The sequence below is a fragment of the Parendozoicomonas sp. 209JJ7-1 genome, assembly GCF_058147085.1.
In genome coordinates this window covers 73,607-96,812 of record NZ_JBYVJU010000013.1, presented here as the reverse complement: position 1 = coordinate 96,812, position 23,206 = coordinate 73,607, and the positions used below count along the sequence as shown (strand labels likewise).

At 49.8% G+C, this 23,206-nt stretch carries 22 protein-coding genes; 14 read left to right on the top strand and 8 right to left on the bottom strand.

Going from position 1 to position 23,206, the window contains the following annotated elements; genetic code table 11:
• The first annotated feature begins 40 nt into the window (after positions 1-40).
• From clpX to ACY2RQ_RS13905, 5 genes are all read left to right on the top strand, one after another.
• Positions 41-1,330: an ATP-dependent Clp protease ATP-binding subunit ClpX gene (clpX, locus tag ACY2RQ_RS13925; RefSeq protein WP_490113595.1), complete on the top strand. Its 1,290-nt coding sequence runs from the start codon at positions 41-43 to the stop codon at positions 1,328-1,330.
• A 282-nt stretch (positions 1,331-1,612) separates the two neighbouring features.
• Positions 1,613-4,018: an endopeptidase La gene (lon, locus tag ACY2RQ_RS13920; protein WP_490113594.1), complete on the top strand. Its 2,406-nt coding sequence runs from the start codon at positions 1,613-1,615 to the stop codon at positions 4,016-4,018.
• A 257-nt stretch (positions 4,019-4,275) separates the two neighbouring features.
• Positions 4,276-4,548, top strand: coding sequence for an HU family DNA-binding protein (locus ACY2RQ_RS13915; RefSeq protein WP_490113593.1), 273 nt, complete (start codon positions 4,276-4,278; stop codon positions 4,546-4,548).
• Positions 4,549-4,707: 159 nt separating this feature from the next.
• Entirely contained in the window at positions 4,708-6,723 is a 2,016-nt protein-coding gene (locus tag ACY2RQ_RS13910; RefSeq protein WP_490113592.1) for a SurA N-terminal domain-containing protein, read from the top strand.
• A gap of 182 nt (positions 6,724-6,905) precedes the next feature.
• Positions 6,906-7,856: an SET domain-containing protein-lysine N-methyltransferase gene (locus ACY2RQ_RS13905; protein WP_490113591.1), complete on the top strand. Its 951-nt coding sequence runs from the start codon at positions 6,906-6,908 to the stop codon at positions 7,854-7,856.
• A gap of 245 nt (positions 7,857-8,101) precedes the next feature.
• On the opposite strand, the gene ACY2RQ_RS13900 is transcribed toward ACY2RQ_RS13905, so the two are convergent.
• Both ACY2RQ_RS13900 and ACY2RQ_RS13895 read right to left on the bottom strand, forming a co-directional pair.
• A complete protein-coding gene (locus ACY2RQ_RS13900) occupies positions 8,102-8,803 on the bottom strand; it encodes a hypothetical protein (protein ID WP_490113590.1) in 702 nt (233 codons plus the stop codon).
• 354 nt (positions 8,804-9,157) lie between these two features.
• Positions 9,158-9,490, bottom strand: a complete 333-nt coding sequence (locus tag ACY2RQ_RS13895) for a hypothetical protein (RefSeq protein ID WP_490113589.1) — start codon at positions 9,488-9,490, stop codon at positions 9,158-9,160.
• 214 nt (positions 9,491-9,704) lie between these two features.
• Here ACY2RQ_RS13895 and ACY2RQ_RS13890 point away from each other — a divergent pair, with 214 nt between their 5' ends.
• The gene (locus ACY2RQ_RS13890) at positions 9,705-9,842 is read left to right on the top strand and encodes a hypothetical protein (RefSeq protein WP_490113588.1); all 138 of its coding nucleotides are present in this window, start codon (positions 9,705-9,707) and stop codon (positions 9,840-9,842) included.
• A 178-nt stretch (positions 9,843-10,020) separates the two neighbouring features.
• Here the strand turns inward: ACY2RQ_RS13890 and ACY2RQ_RS13885 are convergent, their stop codons facing one another.
• On the bottom strand, positions 10,021-10,491 hold the full coding sequence (locus ACY2RQ_RS13885) for a hypothetical protein (RefSeq protein WP_490113587.1): 471 nt from the start codon (positions 10,489-10,491) through the stop codon (positions 10,021-10,023).
• 239 nt (positions 10,492-10,730) lie between these two features.
• On the opposite strand from ACY2RQ_RS13885, the gene ACY2RQ_RS13880 reads away from it, so the two are divergent.
• Complete coding sequence (locus ACY2RQ_RS13880; protein ID WP_490113586.1) at positions 10,731-11,252, top strand: hypothetical protein; 522 nt, start codon at positions 10,731-10,733, stop codon at positions 11,250-11,252.
• A gap of 403 nt (positions 11,253-11,655) precedes the next feature.
• On the opposite strand, the gene ACY2RQ_RS13875 is transcribed toward ACY2RQ_RS13880, so the two are convergent.
• Complete coding sequence (locus tag ACY2RQ_RS13875) at positions 11,656-12,600, bottom strand: response regulator (RefSeq protein ID WP_490113585.1); 945 nt, start codon at positions 12,598-12,600, stop codon at positions 11,656-11,658.
• Positions 12,601-12,710: 110 nt separating this feature from the next.
• Positions 12,711-13,025 carry a PadR family transcriptional regulator gene (locus tag ACY2RQ_RS13870; RefSeq protein WP_490113584.1) on the bottom strand — a complete coding sequence of 105 codons (315 nt, stop codon included), beginning with the start codon at positions 13,023-13,025 and terminating at the stop codon, positions 12,711-12,713.
• Between the two features lie 101 nt (positions 13,026-13,126).
• Between ACY2RQ_RS13870 and ACY2RQ_RS13865 the strand changes: the two genes are divergently transcribed.
• The 6 genes from ACY2RQ_RS13865 (at position 13,127) to ACY2RQ_RS13840 (ending at position 20,095) form a co-directional block, all read left to right on the top strand.
• Positions 13,127-13,783, top strand: a complete 657-nt coding sequence (locus ACY2RQ_RS13865; protein ID WP_490113583.1) for an ABC transporter ATP-binding protein — start codon at positions 13,127-13,129, stop codon at positions 13,781-13,783.
• Positions 13,767-14,576 carry an ABC transporter permease gene (locus tag ACY2RQ_RS13860; protein WP_490113582.1) on the top strand — a complete coding sequence of 270 codons (810 nt, stop codon included), beginning with the start codon at positions 13,767-13,769 and terminating at the stop codon, positions 14,574-14,576. Before ACY2RQ_RS13865 ends, ACY2RQ_RS13860 begins: the two co-directional genes overlap by 17 nt.
• A 115-nt stretch (positions 14,577-14,691) precedes the next feature.
• Positions 14,692-15,396, top strand: coding sequence for a hypothetical protein (locus ACY2RQ_RS13855; RefSeq protein ID WP_490113581.1), 705 nt, complete (start codon positions 14,692-14,694; stop codon positions 15,394-15,396).
• A 191-nt stretch (positions 15,397-15,587) separates the two neighbouring features.
• Positions 15,588-17,978: a DNA translocase FtsK gene (locus tag ACY2RQ_RS13850; protein WP_490113580.1), complete on the top strand. Its 2,391-nt coding sequence runs from the start codon at positions 15,588-15,590 to the stop codon at positions 17,976-17,978.
• Positions 17,979-18,002: 24 nt separating this feature from the next.
• Positions 18,003-18,752: an outer membrane lipoprotein periplasmic chaperone LolA gene (lolA, locus tag ACY2RQ_RS13845; protein ID WP_490113579.1), complete on the top strand. Its 750-nt coding sequence runs from the start codon at positions 18,003-18,005 to the stop codon at positions 18,750-18,752.
• A complete protein-coding gene (locus tag ACY2RQ_RS13840; RefSeq protein ID WP_490113578.1) occupies positions 18,752-20,095 on the top strand; it encodes a replication-associated recombination protein A in 1,344 nt (447 codons plus the stop codon). Before lolA ends, ACY2RQ_RS13840 begins: the two co-directional genes overlap by 1 nt.
• Positions 20,096-20,124: 29 nt before the next feature.
• Here the strand turns inward: ACY2RQ_RS13840 and ACY2RQ_RS13835 are convergent, their stop codons facing one another.
• The 3 genes from ACY2RQ_RS13835 to crcB form a co-directional block, all read right to left on the bottom strand.
• Positions 20,125-20,505 (bottom strand): hypothetical protein, encoded by a 381-nt coding sequence (locus ACY2RQ_RS13835; protein WP_490113577.1) that lies wholly within the window; start codon positions 20,503-20,505, stop codon positions 20,125-20,127.
• Positions 20,506-20,845: 340 nt separating this feature from the next.
• A complete protein-coding gene (locus ACY2RQ_RS13830) occupies positions 20,846-21,160 on the bottom strand; it encodes a DUF190 domain-containing protein (protein WP_490113576.1) in 315 nt (104 codons plus the stop codon).
• 10 nt (positions 21,161-21,170) lie between these two features.
• Positions 21,171-21,563 carry a fluoride efflux transporter CrcB gene (gene crcB, locus ACY2RQ_RS13825; protein ID WP_490113575.1) on the bottom strand — a complete coding sequence of 131 codons (393 nt, stop codon included), beginning with the start codon at positions 21,561-21,563 and terminating at the stop codon, positions 21,171-21,173.
• A 331-nt stretch (positions 21,564-21,894) separates the two neighbouring features.
• Between crcB and serS the strand changes: the two genes are divergently transcribed.
• A complete protein-coding gene (gene serS, locus ACY2RQ_RS13820; RefSeq protein WP_490113574.1) occupies positions 21,895-23,187 on the top strand; it encodes a serine--tRNA ligase in 1,293 nt (430 codons plus the stop codon).
• The last annotated feature ends 19 nt before the right edge of the window (positions 23,188-23,206 follow it).

The window sequence follows — 23,206 nt, the reverse complement described above, 5'->3', positions numbered from 1 at the left end:
CCTTATCTTGAGTTGTCCCGCGAAAACAGGGTATTAGCGAATGACCGACCAAACAAATGGAAAGGGCGAAGACGGCGGCAAGCTGCTTTACTGCTCCTTCTGCGGCAAGAGCCAGCATGAAGTGCGCAAGCTCATTGCCGGTCCCTCGGTCTTCATCTGTGACGAATGTGTAGATTTATGTAACGACATCATTCGCGAGGAAGTGCAGGATAATGTACCGGAAGGTACCAGCGAGAAGCTGCCTGTGCCGAGGGAAATCAAGAATATCCTCGATGAGTATGTAATTGGCCAGGCCCGTGCCAAGAAAGTACTCTCCGTTGCAGTTTACAACCATTACAAGCGACTTCAAGCCGGTGACAACCGCAAGAAAGAAGATGTTGAGCTCGGCAAGAGCAATATCCTGCTGATCGGCCCTACCGGTTCAGGTAAAACCCTGCTGGCGGAGACGCTGGCCCGGCTGCTGAATGTCCCTTTCACCATCGCAGACGCGACCACCCTGACCGAAGCCGGTTATGTCGGTGAGGATGTGGAGAACATTATCCAGAAGCTGCTGCAGAAATGTGATTACGATGTCGAGAAGGCCCAGATGGGTATTGTTTACATCGATGAGATCGACAAGATTTCCCGCAAGGCTGACAACCCCTCCATCACCCGTGATGTATCCGGGGAAGGTGTACAGCAGGCGCTGCTGAAACTGATTGAAGGTACAGTCGCTTCAGTCCCTCCTCAAGGGGGGCGTAAGCATCCTCAGCAGGAATTCCTGCAGGTGGATACCTCTAATATCCTGTTTATCTGCGGCGGCGCATTTGCCGGTCTGGAGAAGGTTATTCGCGATCGTACTGATAAGGGCGGCATCGGTTTTACCGCGGAAGTGAAAAGCAAAGACAGCGGTAAGAGTATTGGTGAGACCTTCAAGACGGTTGAGCCGGAAGATCTGGTTAAGTTTGGCCTGATTCCCGAGTTTGTTGGTCGTTTGCCGGTTGTCGCCACTCTGGAAGAGCTGGATGATGAGGCACTGGTACGTATTCTGACCGAGCCCAAGAATGCCCTGACCAAGCAGTACAGCCGCCTGCTGGAAATGGAAGATGTTGAGGTTGATTTCCGTCAGGACGCCCTGAAAGAAGTGGCGCGCCAGGCTATGGAGCGGAAAACCGGTGCCCGTGGTCTGCGCTCCATTCTGGAGAATGTCCTGCTGGATACCATGTATGACGTACCTTCTGACAGGACTATCACTAAGGTTGTGGTTGACGCCAGTGTTATCCGTGGCGAGTCCGCGCCGCTGCTGATGTATGAAAATGTGGAGCCGCCCCGGGCTTTGCCGGAAGAGTAATCTTCCATTGTTATTTATATAGCTGCCGAGGTAATCGTCAGGCCGGTCACTGACCGGCCTGTTTTCTTTTTTTTGTCTGCTGACCCCGTCTGTCTCCGTTATTTTCCCTGACCGTCTTGCAGGAACCTGAAGGGAATGTTTCGGTCTGATAGGTTTGATTCTGTTTGTTCTTGTATTTTGCGACTTGAACCCTCATCTTAGAGTCAGGCTCTTGACGACAGGGTCAGTAGAGCGCCGCCGGCCAGTTTATCGGCTGGGAAGTACAACAAGAGAGGGCTGTACATGGAACAACAAGATACTCGCCAGCGCGAACGGATTGAATTGCCGCTGTTACCTTTGAGGGACGTGGTTGTTTACCCTCATATGGTTATCCCCCTGTTTGTTGGCCGTGATAAATCTATACAGGCTCTTGATCTGGCGATGGAATCTGATCGCCGCATTTTCCTGGTAGCCCAACGGAACGCCCAGGACGATGATCCTGCTACCGATGACCTTTACCAGCTGGGCACCGTCGCCAATATTCTTCAGTTGTTGAAGCTTCCTGATGGTACCGTCAAAGTGCTGGTTGAAGGCAGCCAGCGGGCGCTGATGTGCTCCATGCACGTCCACGACAAACACTGTACGGCAGTGGTTGATGTTCTCAAGGAAGATGAAGTCGAGGAACGTCGTGGCGAAGTTCTTACCCAATCCCTTTACAGTCAGTTTGAGCAGTATGTTCAGTTGAGCAAGAAGGTGCCTTCCGAGGTGCTCAGCTCACTGTCTGAAGTCAGTGAGCCTGCCCGCCTGGCCGACAGTATTGCTTCCCACATGGTTCTGAATATAGAAGAGAAGCAGAAGATTCTTGAGATTGTTGATCTGGTTGAACGTCTTGAGTACCTGATCAATCTGATGGAAACAGAAATAGATCTGCTTCAGGTGGAAAAGCGTGTCCGTGGTCGTGTCAAGAAACAGATGGAGCGCAGCCAGCGGGAGTACTATCTCAATGAACAGATGAAGGCTATCCAGAAAGAACTGGGTACCCTGGATGAAGAACAGGATGAGCTGGAGACCCTGAAAGGGGCCATTGAAAAGGCTGAGATGCCGAAAGAGGCCCAGGAAAAGGCTATGGCTGAGCTGAAGAAGCTCAAGCAGATGTCGCCTATGTCCGCCGAGGCTACAGTTGTCCGTGGTTATATTGACTGGATGATCAATGTACCCTGGAAGAAGCGCAGCAAGGTTCGCCATGACCTGAAGCGTGCGGAACAGATCCTGGATCAGGATCACTATGGGCTGGAAGAAGTTAAAGAGCGTATCCTTGAATATCTCGCTATTCAGCAGCGTGTACGTAAGCTGAAAGGTCCTGTGCTCTGCCTTGTTGGTCCTCCTGGTGTAGGTAAAACCTCCCTGGGAGAATCCCTGGCCCGTGCCACAAACCGGAAGTTTGTCCGTATGGCCCTGGGGGGGGTGCGTGATGAAGCGGAAATCCGTGGCCACCGTCGTACATATATCGGTTCCATGCCCGGCAAGCTGATCCAGAAAATGTCCAAGACCGGTGTAAAGAATCCGCTGTTCCTGCTGGATGAGATCGACAAGATGGGTATTGATATGCGCGGTGATCCTGCGTCTGCACTGCTGGAAGTGCTGGACCCGGAGCAGAACAGCGCTTTCAACGACCACTACCTGGAAGTGGACTATGATCTGTCGGACGTAATGTTTGTCTGCACCTCAAACTCCATGAATATTCCGGCACCGCTGCTGGATCGTATGGAAGTGATCCGCATTCCCGGTTACACCGAGGATGAGAAGATCAATATATCCCAGCGCTACCTCGTGCCCAAGCAGCAGAAGCGTAACGGCCTGAAACAAAATGAACTGGATATCAGCAGAAAAGCGATTCGTGATCTGGTGCGTTATTACACCCGGGAAGCCGGTGTCCGTGGACTGGAACGTGAAATAGCGAAAATTTGTCGTCGGGTTGTCAAAGAGAAAGCCTTGGGCCGTAAAGATGTGACCGATGCGGTACAGCCTGAAGATCTGGAGCATTATTCCGGTGTGCGCAAGTTCAACTATGGCCTTGCGGAAGAACAGGATCAGGTAGGGCAAGTGACAGGTCTGGCCTGGACATCCGTAGGTGGTGAGCTGCTGACCATAGAAACTGTTTCTGTTCCCGGCAAGGGCAAGGTCACCAAGACCGGTTCTCTTGGTGATGTGATGCAGGAGTCTATCCAGGCGGCTATGACAGTCGTCCGTAGTCGTTCACGGGTACTGGGTATTTCTCCCGATTTTCATGAGAAGTATGATCTGCACATCCATGTTCCGGAAGGTGCAACACCCAAGGATGGTCCGAGCGCCGGTATCGCTATGTGTACGGCTCTGGTCTCGGTGTTGACGGGTATTCCCGTACGTGCTTCCGTGGCTATGACCGGTGAGATTACCCTGCGGGGGCAGGTGCTGGCTATTGGCGGTTTGAAAGAAAAACTGCTGGCGGCTCACCGTGGTGGTATTCGCACGGTGCTGATTCCCGATGAAAATGCCCGTGATCTCAAGGAAATACCGGAGAACATCAAGCAGGATCTTGATATACGACCAGTGAAGTGGATTGATCAGGTCCTTGAGGTCGCTCTGCAGTATGTCCCCAAGCCTCTGGTTGACACAGATATTGTTGTTAAGGAAGACGACTCTGCCGAAGCTGGGATTAATACCCATTAATGGTAACTGGCGAACGTTTTTTCGTTCGTCGGCCCTTTATTTGCGCGGTATTCTTGACAGTCATAGAAAGCAGTTGGTATAAAAAATCATTCCACACCGTTATTAATAAAGCCCTGTTGGACATCGCTTTCTGATAAGGCCACATTGGTAGCTTTTGTACTTTACCGTTGTTCAGGACGACTGACGGGATATTTGTTTTACAGGTATTCTTCCCGGTTCAACACATTAAGGCGATCTTTGATCGAAAGGGGAATAGAGTGAATAAATCCGAACTTATTGATGCAATTGCTGAATCTGCAGATATCCCGAAAGCCTCTGCCGGTCGGGCACTGGATGCCCTGATTGACTCTATCACCGGCTCTCTGAAGGGCGGTGACCCGGTTGCCTTGGTCGGCTTCGGCACCTTTGACGTAAAAGATCGTGCTGCCCGTACCGGTCGCAACCCCCAGACCGGCGCGCCGATTGAAATTCCGGCCTCCCGTGTTCCCAGCTTCAAGGCAGGTAAGGCTTTGAAAGAGGCCGTGAACTGATACTTTTCCGGCCTGGTCGGACAGCGTAACACCAGTTACCCGGAAGGGCGTGTCTACGGATACGCCCTTCTTATATCGGGGGCAAAGAGAAAACCCTATTCGGCCCTGATTTCGGTACACTTTACACTTAATGTGCGGGAAAGGCAGATTCTTACGGGAGTGTCTGTTATCCTTGCGGATCTGTTTATTTTGCCCGAAAGCGCAGCCTGTCTGGACTCAGGTCGGCAGCTGAAAGGTCATGGATTTTCTGAGGAAGTTGCAGAGGTCACTATGCTGCAGGACATGAGGGATAAGGCGCAGGGCTGGGTCGCGAAGGCGATTGTGGCCTTTATCGCCTTTACATTTGCTATTTTCGGGCTGGAGAGCCTGAGGCCCGATTCCAGTAATCCGGAGGTTGCCAGTGTTGACGGTGAGAAAATCACCCAGCGACAACTGATGGAAGCTATGAATCAGCAGCGCCGGATGATTTTTCAGCAGGCGGGGAACAACTTCGATCCGTCCATGCTGGATGACCGTATGCTTCAGCAGTCTTCTCTGGAGTCTTTGATCCAGAAAGCCCTGCTGAGCCAGCAAGTTGAAAAGAATAATATGGTAATATCCGATCAATTAGTTGATCAGGTCATCCGTACAGCCCCTGAGTTTCAGGTTGATGGCCGCTATGGGCCTGAGCGCCTGAAACAGTACATCCGCACCCTGGGTATGACACCGTCCCAATTCCGTAATGTGCTGCGCCAGCAGATGGTAGCTACCCAGCTGCAGGCTGGTATCGCTGCGTCTGAATTTGCCACTGCTCATGAACTGCAGGCCCTGATCAATCTGCAGAGCCAGACCCGTGATGTATCCTGGGTGCTGCTCAATGCAGAAGAAGCCCGCAAAGCCGCCGTTGTTACCGAGGCGGATATTCAGGCCTACTATGATGCTGAAGCAACTCGTTTTATGCGGCCAGAGCAGGTGAGTGTTCGTTACATTGTGCTGGATAAGGCCAGGTTACGTGAAGATGTTGATGTCAGTGAAGACGATATTCTGGCCCGTTATGACGCCAATGTGGCTGAACTTAAGGCCCAGGCCGCTGACCAGACTTCAGCGTCCATGATCCTGCTGGAAACTTCCGATTCCCGTGATCAGGCCGCGACGCTGGCGGAAGCGGTGAAACTGCGCAAACAGCTGGATGAGGGCGCTGACTTCGCAACCCTTGCCAAGGAATTCTCCGATGATTCTGAGTCTGCCCAGAAGGGCGGTAGCCTGGGGGTTGTTGAGACCGGTTTCTTCGGCGATGAATTTGATGACACCCTGGTCTCCCTGGGGCCTGGTGAAATTTCCGTTCCGGTTAAGACCGAGTTCGGTGTTGTGCTGATTCGCCGTGATGGTGCTGCGGAAGCCCGTATCCCAACCCTGGAACAGATGCGTCCCACCATTATCCGCGAACTGCGTGAGCAGGCTGTTGATCCTATATTTGTTGATAAGTCTCAGAAGCTGGCGGATATCAGCTTTGAAGCTTCTGACCTGACCCAGCCCGCTGAAGAGATTGGGCTGGAGATTCAGGAAACCGGCCTGTTTGGTCGCAATGGCGGTGAGGGTGTTACCGCTAATGCTGGTGTGATTGCCGCGGCTTTTAGTGATGATGTGATTAACCTTGGTGCCAACAGTGACCTGGTTGAGCTGGATGAAGACCGGGTTCTGGTTCTTCACGTTAAGGAGCACAGGAAGCCCGCACGTGAGGCGCTGGCTGATGTGACTGGTGAAATCGAAATGACTCTGCGCAACAAGCAGGGCGCAGAAGTGCTGAAAGAGCGTGCCGACAAGTTGGTCAGTGAGCTGTCTGGAGGCGCTGATGCTGCAACTGTCGCCACTGACAACAAGGTGGCCTGGTTTGAACAGAAAGCTGCTCTGCGCTATTCCCGGGAAACTCCGACCCAGGTGCTGGCGGAAGCTTTCCGTATGCCACACCCGGTTGATGGCAAAGCCAGCTTTGGTACTGCTGTTCTGCCCAATGGCGATCAGGCTGTGATTATGATCAGCAAGGTCACCCAGGGCACGGAAACTGTTGGAGGTGATCAGGCCCGTATGATGGGTGCGACCATAGCCATGCGTGCCGGTCGCCAGCTTTATCAAGAATATCTGAGGAATCTACGTGAGAAAGCCGAAATCACCTTCCCGGCCAAGGACAAAAGCTAATCGATTGCCATTGTAAATCGCCCCATAAAAAAACCGCCATTTGGCGGTTTTTTTATGCCTGTTGAATAACTGATTCTTTCGAGGGGCACCGATGCTGCCGGGGGGATCTTTCTATCTCAACGGATAGAGAACTATTGTTGATAGATGGTGTTATCAAAAGAGTGCAGGCAGGGAAGAAAATTATGACAGGGAGTTCCAAAATTCCCGGCACGGGCGCTACATCCTCAAGTATGCCATCTTCTGTGTTCACTGAAGCCGGTGGGAAGTCTGATAACCGTAAGTTACAGAATGTCCGTTCCCACCTTGAACAGAACCGCTCTGGGCAGAAAGAACAGCCGAATTGGGAACAGCGTATATGTCTTTATGGAGTTCCCGTGGTTCCCGTTCCTGGCTCTTTTGAGCCTGTACTGAAGCCCCCATTGAAAGAGCAAGAATCCGGGCTGCGCAAGCGTAAAGCGTCGGCTGTTAGGATTTTAAACCGCTACTGGGATAACAGGGCAGCCCTGCATCAGTTTGGTGAAGAGGCGAAATGGCTTTATAAACGCCTGAAGCCGTCCGGACACTATCAGGATAAGGTGGAGTTGCCGGCGGGTATTCGATTGCCAGGTGTGTACCGGGCACTGGCCAATACCTCTACCTGGGCTGGCATTGTTGAATACTGGCTCACTATGTCTCCGAGTGAAAGAGCTAAGGCTCTGGAAAAGAGCCTGTCCCATATTTTTTTGTCTGAAAGTGACCCCCGGGAAGGGTTACGGGGGCAAAGTGGCGTAGCTGCGGCCCGGGACATTGAGCCTTTCACCGTGTTGGGACCTTATGTGGGGAAGTATTGCCATGGGCATGATCTGACAGAAGAACAGAACATCCATGGCAGTAATGTGGGTCGTTACGCCGTAGATTGCTCACTGGAAAATATTCGCCTTGATCTGTGTGGTTATGGCTATGGCAATGTGACTGTATGTATTAATGCCAATACTACCTATCGCCCCGGGGAGCCAGGGCGTTCAGCAAATGCCTTTTTTGTTCTGATGACCTACAACAGCTGGCCCTATATCTTTGTGGTCAATCATAGGTCAATTGCTAAAGGGGAGGAGGTGTTGGTTGATTACGGGCGTTTCTACTGGCTGGGTTATTAATTAAATCTTGGTAAATGGCTATTCGTGCACCTGCTCACGAATAGCCACACATAAGCGTTAGACATCCCCGACCAGCAGGCCGTCGAAACCGTGCAGAAAGCGACGCTGTTCGGAAGACTGATGGGTTTATTGAAAGGCCAGAGAGCCGTTCAAACAAAAAAGGCCGGGGTATTTGTTGAAATAACCCCGGCCCACAGTCGCCCGTTTCTCGCTTAACTATTCCTGCTCAGTGCTATCCCTGCTCATCAGTGGGTGGCCTGCATCTCGATATCCCCAGAACCGGAGGTACGGCGCTTGTGCTTATAGTAGGCATAGCCAACCGCGAATGTTATGCCTGCAAATATAACCCCGGTGGCTACGCTGCCAATCACGCCACCGGCTATTGCCCCTGCGTTATCCACAGGTTCCTCTGCTGTCGGTGTGCTGGTGGGGGTGAGGGTAATCGTCCGCGTGTGGGTGCCTCTGCCTTGGCTGCGGGACACCGTGATGGTAACGGTGTTGTCCCCGGTCTCTGTGGTCTCTGTGGTAGTTGTCTGCTCTGTGCCAGTGGATAAGGCCCCATCAGAAGACGACACCGTTGGGGAAGGCTGGGGTTCAATGGTAAAGACCGCGAATGTCGAGTCCTCCACACCATCCGCTTCATTCAGAATGCTGGCTCTCACGTTATATATTGTTTTCCCGGCCTGCAGGGTAATGTTCACCGGCAGCTCGACACTCCCCATCGGCTGGAGGTTGCCGCCAACCACGTCCTCGGCAAATTCATCGAAACCCAGACTATAATTGCCCGTTTCATAATCGACGGTGAGCCGTTGGGGGCAGGCACGATCCGATCCATCCAAACGCAGAGGCACGATGAAGGTATTGTCTCCGGCATCAGGGGCTTTCAGGTCCTCCAGGGTGTAGTAAACTCCGGGACTTCTTGTTGTAACCTCAGCGGGTGACGACATGTTAACGAACTCGCCGTTTTGCGTAGCGGTCGCATTGACTTGTGCAAGGTAATTCCGGCAGCCTGGAACATTGGTCACGGCAGTAGATTGTTCTGACGTGGCTTGGATCTTCGAAATTGTTCGATTATCAAAGGTATCTTTTATAAAGACATCGTAGTGAACCCCGTTAGACGTGATGTTAAAGGTTTGTGGCTTATCCCATAATAGACGTTGGAAACCTGTGTTAAACCGAAGATTCTGTACTCTGCCAATACCCGGAAGAATTGTCAGAAAAGCAAAGGAGCTATAAAAAAAACCCTGTGTGACGTCCGGCAGAAATGCACATCGAACCTTACCCCCCTGAAAATCATCACGTTATTGAGTTACGGTTAATGTACTGGAAGCGCTAGTACCTAAATTATCATTGATATTCAGATTTGTGCTGAGAGGGTTATTATCTGCGGTTACAAATTGCGTGTTATTATTAAATGTAAATTCCCACCCCACGCTAACTGCAAATGAGCCATTACACGTGAATACCCCCGGCTCACAACATGGAACAGTCACATTCTGCGGATAGGCCGTAAAAGGCGGCTCAGGAGTTTGCCCCACCGCTGCCCAGCTATAAACCGCCAGCAACAAAGCGACACAACATTGCCGGACACATGAAAGCCCTTTCATAAAAAACAAACCATTCTTGCGCTGCATAAGCGGGGTTCCTGTTTGGATTCTGGTCAAGCCTCCCCGCACTGACTGAACAAACAATGACCAACAAAACAGGGGCGGCATCTTACACAGTTTTGAGTCATCCAGAAGGCGAGGGTTCCGTTGATGTCATCCAGGCTGACCAGCCTGTTAGTGGTGCCAGACAAGCCATATAGAAAAAGACGCACCGCACAGGCCGGTGCCGGTGGAAAAAACCATGCTGACCAGAATCCACAATTTCTTTGAAGCCAGCGCCGTATTTGATCTGGCTCCTCTTGATGCCATCAAACACTTTCTGAACAAAGGTCTGAATCCCACCTTCGCCTGGCAGGATATGGTCGTCGAAGGCTGCTGAACAGCGCTCTTGAACAGCGCTCTTGAAGAGCGATTGAGATAGAGATAAATTCGACTACAGAAAATATTATGTGCGCTATAAAAATTTTTTTTGAAAGGGGGGATTGTTGAACTTCAATATCTCGTGTAGCAGGTTAGACGACATATAGTTCATACATATGAACTGTTAGGCCCAGAAATTAACTCACAGCCCGTTCATAAATGTCCAAAGGGCCATGTATAGAGTTATTTCCTTCAGGTGATTCTCTTTTAATTAAACTGCCATCATAAAAATAAAGGCCAGGCTCATTATTGCAGGATAAATAATTAAGAGCACCTAAAAGTTGATGCTTGTGTGAAATCGCCCATGCTGTTTCATTAAAAATTGACTGAAGAGATCGCCCAAAATGGGAGTTTTTTATTTGAAAATGATTATGGATATAATCGGCATTTTCTTGCCGGTGAAGACAAAGTTCATAGTCAGGTTCATATTTATTGATAACTCTATCATACAAACTCACAGGAATAGAGCTTGAGCCTCCATAAACTGTTAATAGTATTTTGTTCTCATCTATAAGTCTTACCCCCAAAAACTTAACACTAGTAAAATAAGTTATTTGTTCCGGATAATATGAAAAGGCATGCCCATAAGAAAATCCAACTTGATTCATAGATTGAACCTGCATACTTTAAGAATTTCCAATAGGTTACTATCTGAACACAACAGTCAACTAACGAATAAGCAAGTAGGCATAATAATCCAGGTGACGCCTGCGGCGCACCTGATGCAGGCGTTATATCACCAGTTATGTCCGCCTTGCTAACTTAGTTGTTATAAAGACAATAATAATTATTATTGTTATAATAATTTCAATTTTAAGCTAGGCAACAATATTATGGACATTAACAAATGAATTTAAATCCAGTGTTACCAATTAAAGGTACAGAAGTAACAACTCATGCTACACCTGGAGTAGAGACAGTAATAGTAATAAAAAGAACCTCTGACAAATCTGAATCTCCAGTCTCTTCTCCATCCGGGAGTAATAAAGAGAGAACAGTTCACAAGCATACGTCGCCTCAAACTCTTACATTTCGCCCTGCTTTTATTGAAAAGCTTGACATATCAGATTCAGACATTGAATTAATGCGATTTGAAAAATTAAAGATGATATGCCGGGAAAAAAAATTAACAGAAAATGAGTTGGTTGCTATTAAAGAATACCGAAGAAAAATGAAAAATAAATCCAACCAAACTTATATAAGAGAAGCTGAAGCAATTAAAAAAATACAGATGGAGTCAGAAATATTAAATTTAAAGGCCGAAGCATCAATACTTAGAGAGAAAATATCAGAGTTGGAAAGATCAATAGAAGAAGAAAAAGAAAGATACAAACATCTAATAGAAAGACATACAAGTAAATCCAGTTGACGCCTTCTGCGCACCTGATGCAGGGGCTCTGTTCACAATAAATGTGGGTTAAGCCAATGCGATGCCTCCTGATCTAACTGGCTCGCACTTTCTGGCCCCTTCGGGCATGGCGGCAAGGTGTTGTGCAAACAGGTCAGCTGTTCAGGGGATAATGTGTTGAGAGATTTCAGAAACGCTTCAAATTGTGTCTGCTGCACGACGATGGTTCCATATACGACAGAAACCGATGAACAGAAGTGTAGCTCATGCTACCAATATTTATTGCGAACAGAGCCAGCCTGTAGAAGCCAGGACAGACCCATTTGTAGCTTAAATAGATCTGTCCCGGTTTTTTCTTCAAGCCTTTGTTGACGGCGCTAATCTTACCGAGAAGGGCGCTATTACAGTTACTCTCAGTATTATGTCAGGACATAATGCTGAGAGTCAGGGCAACCAGCCCGATAGCAAGAGATGCGATGGAAATAACCTGGGATCTGGTACCCTCTTTGGCGATTTCCCGGCGGCAGGAATCAATCAGCTGTTGCTCATGGCGGGCCATAATTCCCTGGATTTCGCGGTTTAGCAGATGATTAACATTTTCTTTGATCTGTCTGTTTATGCGTTCAAACAGGGGGTGTTCACGGTCAGAGTCGTCTTTGCCTGCCAGTTCATCCTGCAAAGTGATTTTAATTTGTTTGCCGAGCAGCGTGGTCAGCTGCCCCGTAAGGGTTGTAATCAACTCCTGTCTTAATTTAGTGATGTGGTTGTTCAGTTGTGACTCAGTTTGGTCGGCCTGCTCTTTTGCTGTTGTACCAAAGCCAGCTTCCAGTTCCTGCTTTAATTTTTCAGCCTGTAATGACAGAGATTGGTCAAGGTTTTTTTTTGCCGATACTTGAAGGTCTGCGAGCAGCTCTGGCCGATATTTGTCCAGAAGGGTTTTAAACTGATGTTCTGAAAGTATTGGTGTTGTTTCTAATGCTTTTTTTTCATCAGGGTCCAGGTTGGAAAGCCGGGTCAGAACACTGTTTAGCTGCTCTTCCGGAGTTGGTTTTGACAATATGGCGACAGCGCCATTAGCCCTGGCTTCATCTTCATAGGTGGAGCCTTCCTGGGAAGTGCACATAACCACTGGTATATGGGAAGTAGCAGGGTTGGCTTTAATCACCCGTGTGGCTTCAAAACCGTCCATGCCCGGCATTAGATGATCCATAAAAATTACGTCTGGCGTCCGGGTTTCCAGCATGTTCAGGGCGTCGCCGGCGGATTCGGCAAAGTAGGACTTGATACCTTGTTTCTGAAGGGTTTTCTTCAGGGAGTAACGTGCGGATTTAGAGTCATCAACAACAAGGGCCTGGGTAATCGTGGTCATAGAAAAAGTCAGGTTAAAGGGGTTGCTACTGTTATAACGGGATGGGAATAACAGGGAAATGCCGTCTATTAAAAAATGTGAAGAAGAACACGATGTGGGGATTAATCGCATCAGTTCTTATAAAAACGATTCTTTGTCAGCTCTTTGAGTTTGAGTTCTGCAGCTTCCAGAACCTCTTGCCCCAGCGGAGTCGACTGATAGATTTTGCGAATACGGCCATTTACGTTTTTTTCATGCACAGTGAGTAGCTGATCTTCTGTCATACGCCTGAGCATGGGGTACAGAGTTCCCGGGCTGAGGTTGTAGCCGTGGTTTTTCAGGTGCTCTATCAGCCATGAACCATACAGCGTTCCCCTGCTGGCGTGGCGCAGGATATGAATCTGGATGAAGCCTGAATACAGGCGGTTAATAATCTTGTCTTTCACTCTTTCTGTCGTTATCGTATTTCGATATTGGATTGCGATAATATAAAAGGTTATTGACGTAATGGTTGTGTGTCAATCAGAAACGAGCAGGGTGGAACGTGATGATTTCCCTTGAACATGTGAGTGCCCGCATAAGTAATACCGATGTCTTGAAGGATATTTCCCTGACTATCAGGAAAGAGGAATCTGTGGTTCTGACAGGTCCTTCAGGGTGTGGGAAAAGCACACTGTTGAAGCTGCTGCTGGGCGCTGTTTCCTGGCAGAAAGGTGAATATAAGTTTTCTGGGCAGTCGGTCACTGCACAATCGGTGCAGAGTATAAGGACGCAATCAGGATTTATCGGCCAGGAAGCAGAGATGGAGGGCAGTACTGTACGGGAAAGCCTGGAAAGACCATTTCAATTTTCCGCTTTTAAGAGCAGGCCCTTTCCTGAACATAAGATGTTGGAATTAGTGGACAGGCTGGGGCTGGAAGAGAATTTACTCTCTTCTGATCCGGACGTTCTGTCCGGCGGCCAGCGACAGCGGATGAATATTATCCGGGTGCTTCTGTTACAGCATAAAGTGATTTTTGTGGATGAGCCTACATCGGCGCTGGATGATAAGTCTGCCAAAGCTGTTGTTAATGAAATACTGAACCGTGGGCTGACAGTGGTATCTGTCTCCCATGACCAGCGCTGGATTCAACACTGCGACCGGGTGATTTCCATGAACAAAGGTCAGATAATCAGGGAGACACCTTATGTCCGGTGTGGTTGATATTGAACTGTTTCGGTTACTGGGCTTTATCAGCCTGCTGGCCGTGCCCGGTTATTGCCTCTGGCGCTGGGGTTTGATGGATATTGGTAAGGATATGGTCACCAGCGTCGTTCGTATGACTGTGCAGATGCTGCTGGTTGGCCTCTATCTGAAATTTCTTTTTGATTTGAACAACCTCTGGCTGAATCTTACATGGCTGGTTGTGATGATTACTGTGGCCAATGTCAGTGTTGTGCGCAGGGCCGGGCTGTCGGTCAAGCGTCTGTTTCTGGTGACACAGATCAGCCTGATGCTGGCCATGGTGCTGGTTGTCGGGTTATTCCTGTTGATGCTTATTCAACCTGAGCCGTTTTACGATGCACGCTACCTTATTCCTTTGGGGGGGATGTTGCTGGGCAACTGCCTTCAGGGAAATATCCGGGCTCTGGATACGTTCTATTCCAATCTGAAAAGCCGTGAGCAGGTCTATCTCTCTGATTTGTTGCTGGGGGCTACGGTTTGGGAGGCTGTCCAGCCTTTCTTCCATAAAGCCATGCGTTCATCTCTGTCTCCCGTGCTGGGCAGTATAGCCACGGTGGGAATTGTCTCCCTGCCGGGGATGATGACAGGCCAGATTCTTGGGGGGGCAGTGCCGTTAACGGCGGCCAAATACCAGATCGCCATTATGGTGGGTATTTTCCTCTCCATGATGATGGCTATCTCCCTGAATCTTAAGCTCAGCCTTAAAGTGGCTTTTAATCGCTTTGGCGTGCTGGATCAGCGGATTTTCGCAGAAGCCCAATATTCCCGGTGACTCATTTGCGATCAGTGTTGTTAATATTGACTGACTTGTCATTGATTCTGTCCAGAATGAAACTTTATGGCTCGCTTGTTTTCTATTGAAGTATCAGAAACCATGGATCATTGTTATGGATGCGTCTTTGAACGTAGCTATGAACCCACGTTATGTGAGTTCCAGCCAACAGGGCTTGGCAGGCCAGAATCAAGCCCAGTTTCAACAGAAAGAAGTTCGTATAGTTAAGTGCATATATTGTTTTGAAGACTGGGTCAGAAATGATTGTCCCAGACCTTGTGGTCATTTGCTTTGCAGGAAATGTACGGTAGCAAGCCTGCTTGACACCCGCAAAAGATTACCAGTTAAAGGTGATTGTCTGAAGTGCTGGCAATCACTCGAAGACTTAATGTGCACAACATGTTGTGAAGATAAAAGCCACTGTGTCTGTGCTCATCAAACAACAGTTTCATCAGATTATATTTCTGCTGATATATCCCATTTTACTCAAGCAGAATGTACAGGAAACACTGCTGTATCAGGAGAAGACTGTTTGATCTGCCTCGGTACAGATGAAGGCGAAGTTAGAAGGCTAAGCTGCTGCAAACAGCCCATTCATGAGCACTGTTTGAAAATGTGTCTGAATCAGAAAAAAAACTGCCCTCATTGTCGTCTTGACGACAGAAATATTATAACGCTCACTGAGAGTGAGTTTCGTAGGCAGAAAGTTGCTGCCGAGTTAAAGGTATACTGTTTCGAAGACCCAGGTGCTGTAGATGAATGGCTGAATAATAATCCAACGGCGAGCGTCGAGGACTTCCTTTCAGGGTTCTTCTTCTGATCGTGTGGGCAGTTTAACCTGCTCTGAAGTCCAGTGCCCGACTGACTTGCCCTAACTCTTTTCTGGCACCTGAAGAGATATGCAGAAAGCGCTGATCACAAGATTCGTATAACGGAAAGTATGTACTCGCAGCGGAAAAGCCATACAATACAGTTACCTATGGTAAACATTCATGGATGCGGCAGGGCAGGGTGATCAAAAGGAAAGCACAGTCCGGGGACAGCCCGAAGAACAGTTCTGCAAAGGGTTCCAGAAGCGCAAACAAAAGCACAGCCAGAACGGGTTCTAACGAGAGTGTCCAGGAGGATATCCAGAGCGCATTGGCTTTACGCCTGAGGGAAGGCCTGATGATGGTTTTTCTTGTGCTGGGGCTGTATCTCGCCATGTCCCTGGTCAGTTATAACCCCGGTGATCCCGGCTGGACCCATATTGGCCCGGTGACGGATATTAATAACATGGGTGGTCGTGCCGGTGCCTGGTTTGCCGATGTTTTCCTGAATTTGTTTGGCTTTCTCGCTTTTCTTTTTCCTTTTTTGTTCTGTTTCCAGGGCTGGAAAGTGTTCCGGGAACGTTATGACCCCCAACCCTGGAGCGGTGCCCTGGTTACCCTTCGTTTTACCGGACTGATTCTCTGTCTGGTCTGTGGTGGCGCACTGATCACTTTACATGGTTCCAATATTTCGGATATGCCTTTCACTGAGGGCGGTATTATTGGTCTTCAGACCGTAGAGCTTCTGGAGCCTTTGCTTAGCTTCCATGGTTCTACCCTGGTACTTCTGGCCCTGCTGTTGTTTGGTATCACTCTGTTTACCGATCTGTCCTGGTTCGCTCTGATGGATGGCACCGGTTATCTGGTGTTAAGAGCCATTGAAATCATCAAAGAACAACGTTTGGATTTCACGGCCTGGCAGGAGAAACGTCGGGAGCTGAAGGCTGAGAGGAAAGAGCGCAAAGACCGCGAGTTAATGCTGAAACAGGAGAAAGAGCGGCAGCAACGCCGGGAACCGCCGAAAATTGCTCCGCCTCCTAAAGCCCCTCCAGTCAGTTCACGGGTTATTAAGGAAAAACAGCAGCCCCTGTTTGGTTCAGATATTCCTGAGGGTGAAAAACCTGCACTGGGGCTTTTGGATTTGCCGGATAAATCCCGGAAGAAAGGCTTTTCACCGGAATCTCTGGAGGGAATGTCCCGGCTGCTGGAATTTAAGCTGAAAGACTTTGGTGTGGAAGCCGAAGTTGTCGCTGTGCATCCGGGGCCGGTGATTACCCGTTTTGAGATACAGCCTGCGGCCGGGGTGAAGGTCAGCAAAATTACCAATCTGGCTAAAGACCTGGCCCGCTCACTGGCGGTGATCAGTGTGCGGGTGGTGGAAGTGATTCCCGGGAAATCTGTTGTAGGTGTTGAAATTCCCAATGAAGACCGGGAAACAGTCTATTTCAGTGAGCTGATTGCTTCCCAGACCTTTGATGGGGCGGACTCAGCCCTGACTCTGGCCCTGGGCCATGATATTGCCGGTCAGCCGGTTGTGGCCAACCTGGCCAGGATGCCCCATCTGCTAGTGGCCGGTACTACTGGTTCCGGTAAGTCTGTAGGCGTGAATGCCATGATTCTCAGCATGCTGTACAAGGCTTCCCCGGAAGATGTGCGGCTGATTATGGTTGACCCCAAGATGCTGGAACTGTCGGTGTATGACGGCATTCCCCATCTGCTGTGTCCGGTGATTACTGACATGAAGGAAGCGGCTAACGGTCTGCGCTGGTGTGTGGCGGAGATGGAGCGCCGCTACAAGCTGATGGCGGCCATGGGGGTGCGGAATGTGGCCGGATTTAACCGAAAGATTAAGGATGCGGGAAAAGCGGGAGAGCCTGTCCTCGACCCGCTCTATCAGCCCGTCTCTCCGGAAGATACGCCACCAGAGCTTGAAACACTGCCGTTTATCGTGGTGGTGATAGATGAGTTTGCTGACATGATGATGATCGTCGGCAAAAAAGTAGAGGAACTGATTGCCCGGATTGCCCAGAAGGCAAGGGCGGCGGGCATTCACCTGATTCTTGCGACCCAGCGTCCTTCTGTGGACGTGATTACCGGCCTGATCAAAGCTAACGTGCCTACCCGTATCAGTTTCCAGGTTTCTTCAAAAATTGATTCTCGTACCATCCTGGATCAGGGGGGGGCGGAACAGTTGCTGGGCCATGGTGATATGCTCTATCTGCCTCCGGGTACCAGCCTGCCGGTGCGCGTGCACGGCGCTTTTGTCAGTGATGATGAAGTTCACCGGGTTGTGGCGGACTGGAAGAAACGGGGAGAACCCAATTATATTGAGGAGGTTCTCAGCGGTGGCTCTGAAGAGGGTGGCGGTGAGGCTGGCGAGAGTGGCGATGCTGAGCAGGATCCTTTGTACGATGAAGCTGTCGCTTTTGTAACTGAAACCCGTAAAGCCTCTATTTCCTCTGTGCAGCGTAAGCTGAAGATTGGCTATAACCGTTCGGCCAATATCATTGAGGCCATGGAACGTGCTGGTGTTATCAGCCCGGCAGGCAGCAATGGTAACCGGGAAGTCATAGCCCCTGCACCGATTCGATAACCGATATATTGAAAGACAGACAGAATGGTAAAGAAACCAGCTTACAGACACACAACACTGCTTGCGGGCCTGCTTGCCTGTAACCTCGGTTTGACCTGTGTAGCCGCTGTAGCGGAGGCAACTACAGTGGCAGTGACTAAAGAAAAGAGTACACAGAAATCCTCAGTTCAGGTTACCGGTTTAAAAGAGCGGGAGGCCGCCCGGGAACTGTCCAGCCTGTTCAAGGGTATTAATACCCTGAGTGCCGATTTTGAACAAGTGACGCTAGACGACAGCGGGCGCAAACTTCAGGCAAGCCGTGGTGATATGGTGCTGAAGCGCCCGAATCTGTTTCGGTGGCATGTTATTGAACCCTTTCCCCAGGATGTTGTCTCCGACGGCAGCAGGGTCAGTTATTACGATAAAGATATGGAACAGGTAACCCTGCAGGATCTGGATGTGCGCACCAGCGCAACACCAGCCTTGCTGCTCAGTGGGGATACCACCCGGGTTCTGCAGGATTTTACCGTAACCATGTCGAAAGTGGATGGTGGACACTTTTTCACCCTGGTGCCAAAAGGCAAAGACAGCCCATTCCTGGAGTTACAACTGGCTTTCCGTAAGAAGGTTCTGCGGGAGATGGTGATGGTGGATGCTCTGGGTTCCCGCACCCGGATCACCTTTACCAAAGTAAAAACCAATGGCCCGGTGAAAGACAAAGCCTTTGAACTCTATGTTCCCCCCGGTGTGGATGTTATTAATCAGACATCCGCCGCGATGAAGTCTGTACGCTGATGACCACTGATTCCCTGTTCGGAGCTTCTCTTGGAAAACACCAGGAGGCCTATGAGCCTCTCGCGGCCCGTATGCGGCCACGAACTCTGAATGATTATCTCGGTCAGGAACATATTCTGGGTGAAGGCAAGCCTCTGCGGGTTGCCCTGGCCCAGGGAACACCTCACTCCATGATTCTGTGGGGGCCGCCCGGGGTTGGGAAAACAACCCTGGCACGGCTGGTAGCTAATGTCTGTGATGCCCGTTTTGAAAGTCTGTCTGCAGTACTTGCCGGGGTAAAGGATATTCGTGCAGCGGTTGAGCGGGCAAAGATGGATCGGGAACAGTCCGGTCGCCGCACAATCCTGTTTATCGATGAGGTGCACAGGTTTAATAAAGCCCAGCAGGATGCGTTCCTCCCCCATATTGAAGATGGCACTGTGATCTTTGTGGGAGCGACCACGGAAAACCCCAGCTTTGAGTTAAACAACGCTCTCTTGTCCCGGGCCAGGGTGTATGTGCTGAAGTCCCTCGACAATGCCACTTTAAGAAATGTACTCGACCATGCCTTAACGGATAAAGAGAGTGGTTTGGGGGAGCTGAATCTTAAGGTGGGTGACGATGTTCGGAATATTATTGTTCAGGCCGCTGATGGTGATGCCCGCCGGGTACTCAATCTTCTGGAAGTGGCATCTGACCTGGCTTCGGATAGCTGCATTACCAAGGATATTCTTGAAGGGGTACTGGTAGAAAACCTGCGTCGTTTCGATAACCATGGTGAAACATGGTACGACCAGATATCCGCTTTCCATAAGTCTGTCCGAGGCTCCAGCCCAGATGGTGCCCTGTACTGGATGGCCCGGATTATTGATGGTGGGGCTGATCCTTTATATGTTGTCCGTCGTCTGGTGGCTATTGCCAGTGAAGATATAGGTAATGCCGATCCACGCGCCCTGGAAATCGCCCTGAATGCCTGGCAGGCTTTTGAGCGTTTGGGCGCGCCGGAAGGTTATCTCGCTATTGCCCATGCTACGGTTTACTGCGCCAGCGCCCCCAAGAGCAATGCCGTCTATCGGGCTATGAAAGCCGCCTTTAATGATGTACGCAGCCATCCTTCCCATGAAGTGCCCATGCATCTTCGAAATGCCCCCACCAAATTGATGGAGAATCTTGGGTATAGTGCAGGGTATCGATATGCCCATGATGAAGAAAATGCCTATGCGGCCGGTGAATGTTATTTTCCCGATGCTATGGAGCAGGGAAAGTACTATCAGCCTTCTGACCGTGGACTGGAGCGGAAAATCGGGGAAAAACTACGGTGGCTTGAGTCACTTGATATAGCCTCAGACAATCGTCGTCGATAATTTGATTACACGAGAAATATTGCCCCGGATTATGGGCATTGACAGCGCTGGTTGGGAGCAACCATCGTGACACAGGTATCTTTGTCCCACTCGCTGGGCCGGTAAAAATTGCTGGCAGCGGCTTTTCCGAAGGGACAGCCCCCGCTCAGCCAGGCTCCATTGGCGTATTTGGAACATGTCTGACGGTCAGGATCTCTCATAATGTCGGCTTCCTGCACCCAGAGTGGCTTTGACCATCCATCCTTAGAGCAGCAGGCATAGGCTCCATTGTATTCTACTGTACCGGTATAGCAGTAACAACATGCGCCTGTGAACTGGGCTATAGCTCCGTCGGATAAGCAAGCCATAAGACCAAACAGAAGAGCAAGGGGCACAGTATTTTTCCCGGCATGGCCGTTATGATCAAACATAATGCCTCGGACTGAGTCAGTGAAAGGTCAGTGAAAGATAGTCCCATTGTAGTTGTTACTGTTTTTTATGTTTGTTTTTTAGCCCTGTAGCAGCGGACTGATTCCCCCTTCCCAGCCTCTTTCTCTTTTAATTATTGTACTAACATAAACTTTCCATTGAGTTCATCTGTTTGACTCAGGCCAATATTTGAAGTCTGTCGTTCTGTTCTCCTTATAGGCGGCTATAAGCCGGATGCTTTGGGTTGTCCAAGAGGTGGAGGCGGTACAGAAGGAAACCAGCTGGATAGGGGGCGCTTTATTTGCAGTGTCCCCTGTTGTGAAATACCCATTTTGGGGCTGATTATTTTCCGGTTACGCCAAAGTAAACAGGGCATTCGCTGTAAAAAATGTGAAGTTTTTCTTTCTCAATAAGCTGAAACAGCGTGTCCTTTTCCTCGTTTGTGAGAATCATGGTAACAATCACTGGTTCGTCAGCCAGGTCAAAAAAGTGTGCGGCATGGATTTTATGGTCAGCGCCAAAACCTTCGCAGGCTTTACTGACAGTCGCGCCATGCATATTGTGTTTTCTGGCCGTTTCCAGCAACCACTGGTACACAGGCTGGCGACCGTGCTGTTCATTTTCCCGGGTGTAGAATGTGAGCTGAAAACCGTTCATAAAGACTCCGTTACTGTGCGCCCCACTGGCGCAGAAGGTGAATTGTCAGCATGCCTAGAATTGTCATTAACAATGAGCCAAGAACATGGAGAAGAATACCGGCTGTCGCCCAACCAAAGCGCCCCTCCTGTAACAGACTGATCATTTCCGCAGAAAAACTGGAGAAGGTTGTCAGCGCCCCGAGAAAACCGGTGATAATAAACAGGCGTAATTCCGGGCTGACCAGTCCCGAGATATTAAAGATGGCCAGCGCCAGCCCTGTCAGATAGCTGCCCAGCCAGTTAGCAGCCAGTGTGCCAAAGGGGACCGACACAAACATGGGGTTGAGCGCCAGTCCCAGCAGCCAGCGGGCATTGGCACCCAGAGCAGCACCGGCACTAATTGCGAGAAAAGAAGAAAGCATGATAGACCCGGCAGGTATAAAAAACTGAATTCACAGCAAAAAAACAGATGTTTACAAAGATAACGCTTTGTACAATGGGCATCAAGGCACCCTGAAAATGGTTATTTCCTGAAGGGACAAGGCAGGAAATAAAAGGAAGAAAGATAGCCGCTGTATATTGCCAATATCGTTCTGTCTTTTATTATGGCGCCATTCATGCTTTTTCCCGGTCAGTTTGTGTACAAGGGAATGAGCGTTACCATTCCCGGTTACCCGTAGAATCAACCATCGTCTGAAAATCCTATGGTTGTGATTACCGGTGATTGTTAATAGTTAAGGTTTACGGATTCCTATGCTGGACCCCAAATACGTTCGAGAAAACCCGGAAGCGGTTGCGGAACTTCTGAAAAAGAAGAAGTTTGAACTCGATGTTGAACAGATCAAATCCCTGGAGGCAGAGCGTAAATCCGTTCAGACCCGCGCGCAGGAACTGCGGGCTGAGAAGAAAAAAGCATCCAAGAAGGTTGGCCAGTTGATTGGTCAGGGCATGTCCGTTGATGAAGCCAAGGCAAAGGTCGCTGAACAATTGTCCTCTATCGACAGTCAGTTGGTTGAATTCGAAGGCCGGGAGCAGACCATTCTGGGCTCTCTGAACGACATTATGCTGGGCCTGCCCAACCTTCCCGATGCCTCTGTGCCGGAAGGTGACAGCGATGAAGATAATCTGGAAATGCGCACATGGGGCACGCCGAAGCAGTTCAGCTTTGAACCGAAAGACCATGTCGATCTTGGGGAGCAGTATGGCCTGGACTTTGATGCCGGCGCTAAGCTGTCCGGTTCCCGTTTTGTGGTGATGCGCAACAAAATGGCCCGCCTGCACCGGGCCCTGGCGCAGTTTATGCTGGATATACAGACCGGTGAACACGGTTACCAGGAGTGTTACACCCCTTATCTGGTTCATGGCCATGTACTCCAGGGTACCGGCCAGCTGCCCAAGTTTGAGGAAGACCTGTTCAAAACCACAGCGAAAGAGCAGGAACAGGCTCATTACCTGATTCCCACCTCCGAGGTAACTCTGACTAATCTGGTGCGGGAGTCTATTTTGGATGCAGAGCAGCTGCCAGTAAAATTGACCGGACATACTCCCTGCTTCCGCAGTGAAGCGGGCAGCTATGGCCGTGATACCAAGGGTATGATCCGTCAACATCAGTTCGACAAGGTGGAAATGGTGCGTATTGTTCACCCGGATACCTCCTTCGAGGCTCTGGAAGAGATGACCGCCAATGCGGAAGCCATTCTGCAGAAGCTGGAACTGCCATACCGTGTTGTACAGCTGTGCGGCGGCGATCTGGGCTTTGGGGCAACTAAAACCTATGACCTGGAAGTGTGGCTACCAGGGCAGCAGACGTTCCGTGAGATTTCCTCTATCTCCAACTGCCTGGATTTCCAGGCCCGTCGTATGCATGCTCGTTTCCGTAATCCGGAAACCGGCAGGCCGGAACTGGTACACACTCTGAATGGTTCTGGTCTGGCTGTGGGTCGTGCGATGGTTGCTGTTATAGAGAATTATCAGGATGAGCTGGGCCGGATTCATATCCCGGAGGTTCTACAGACCTATATGGGTGGTCTGACGATTATCGAATAATCGAATATCTGTAAAAAAG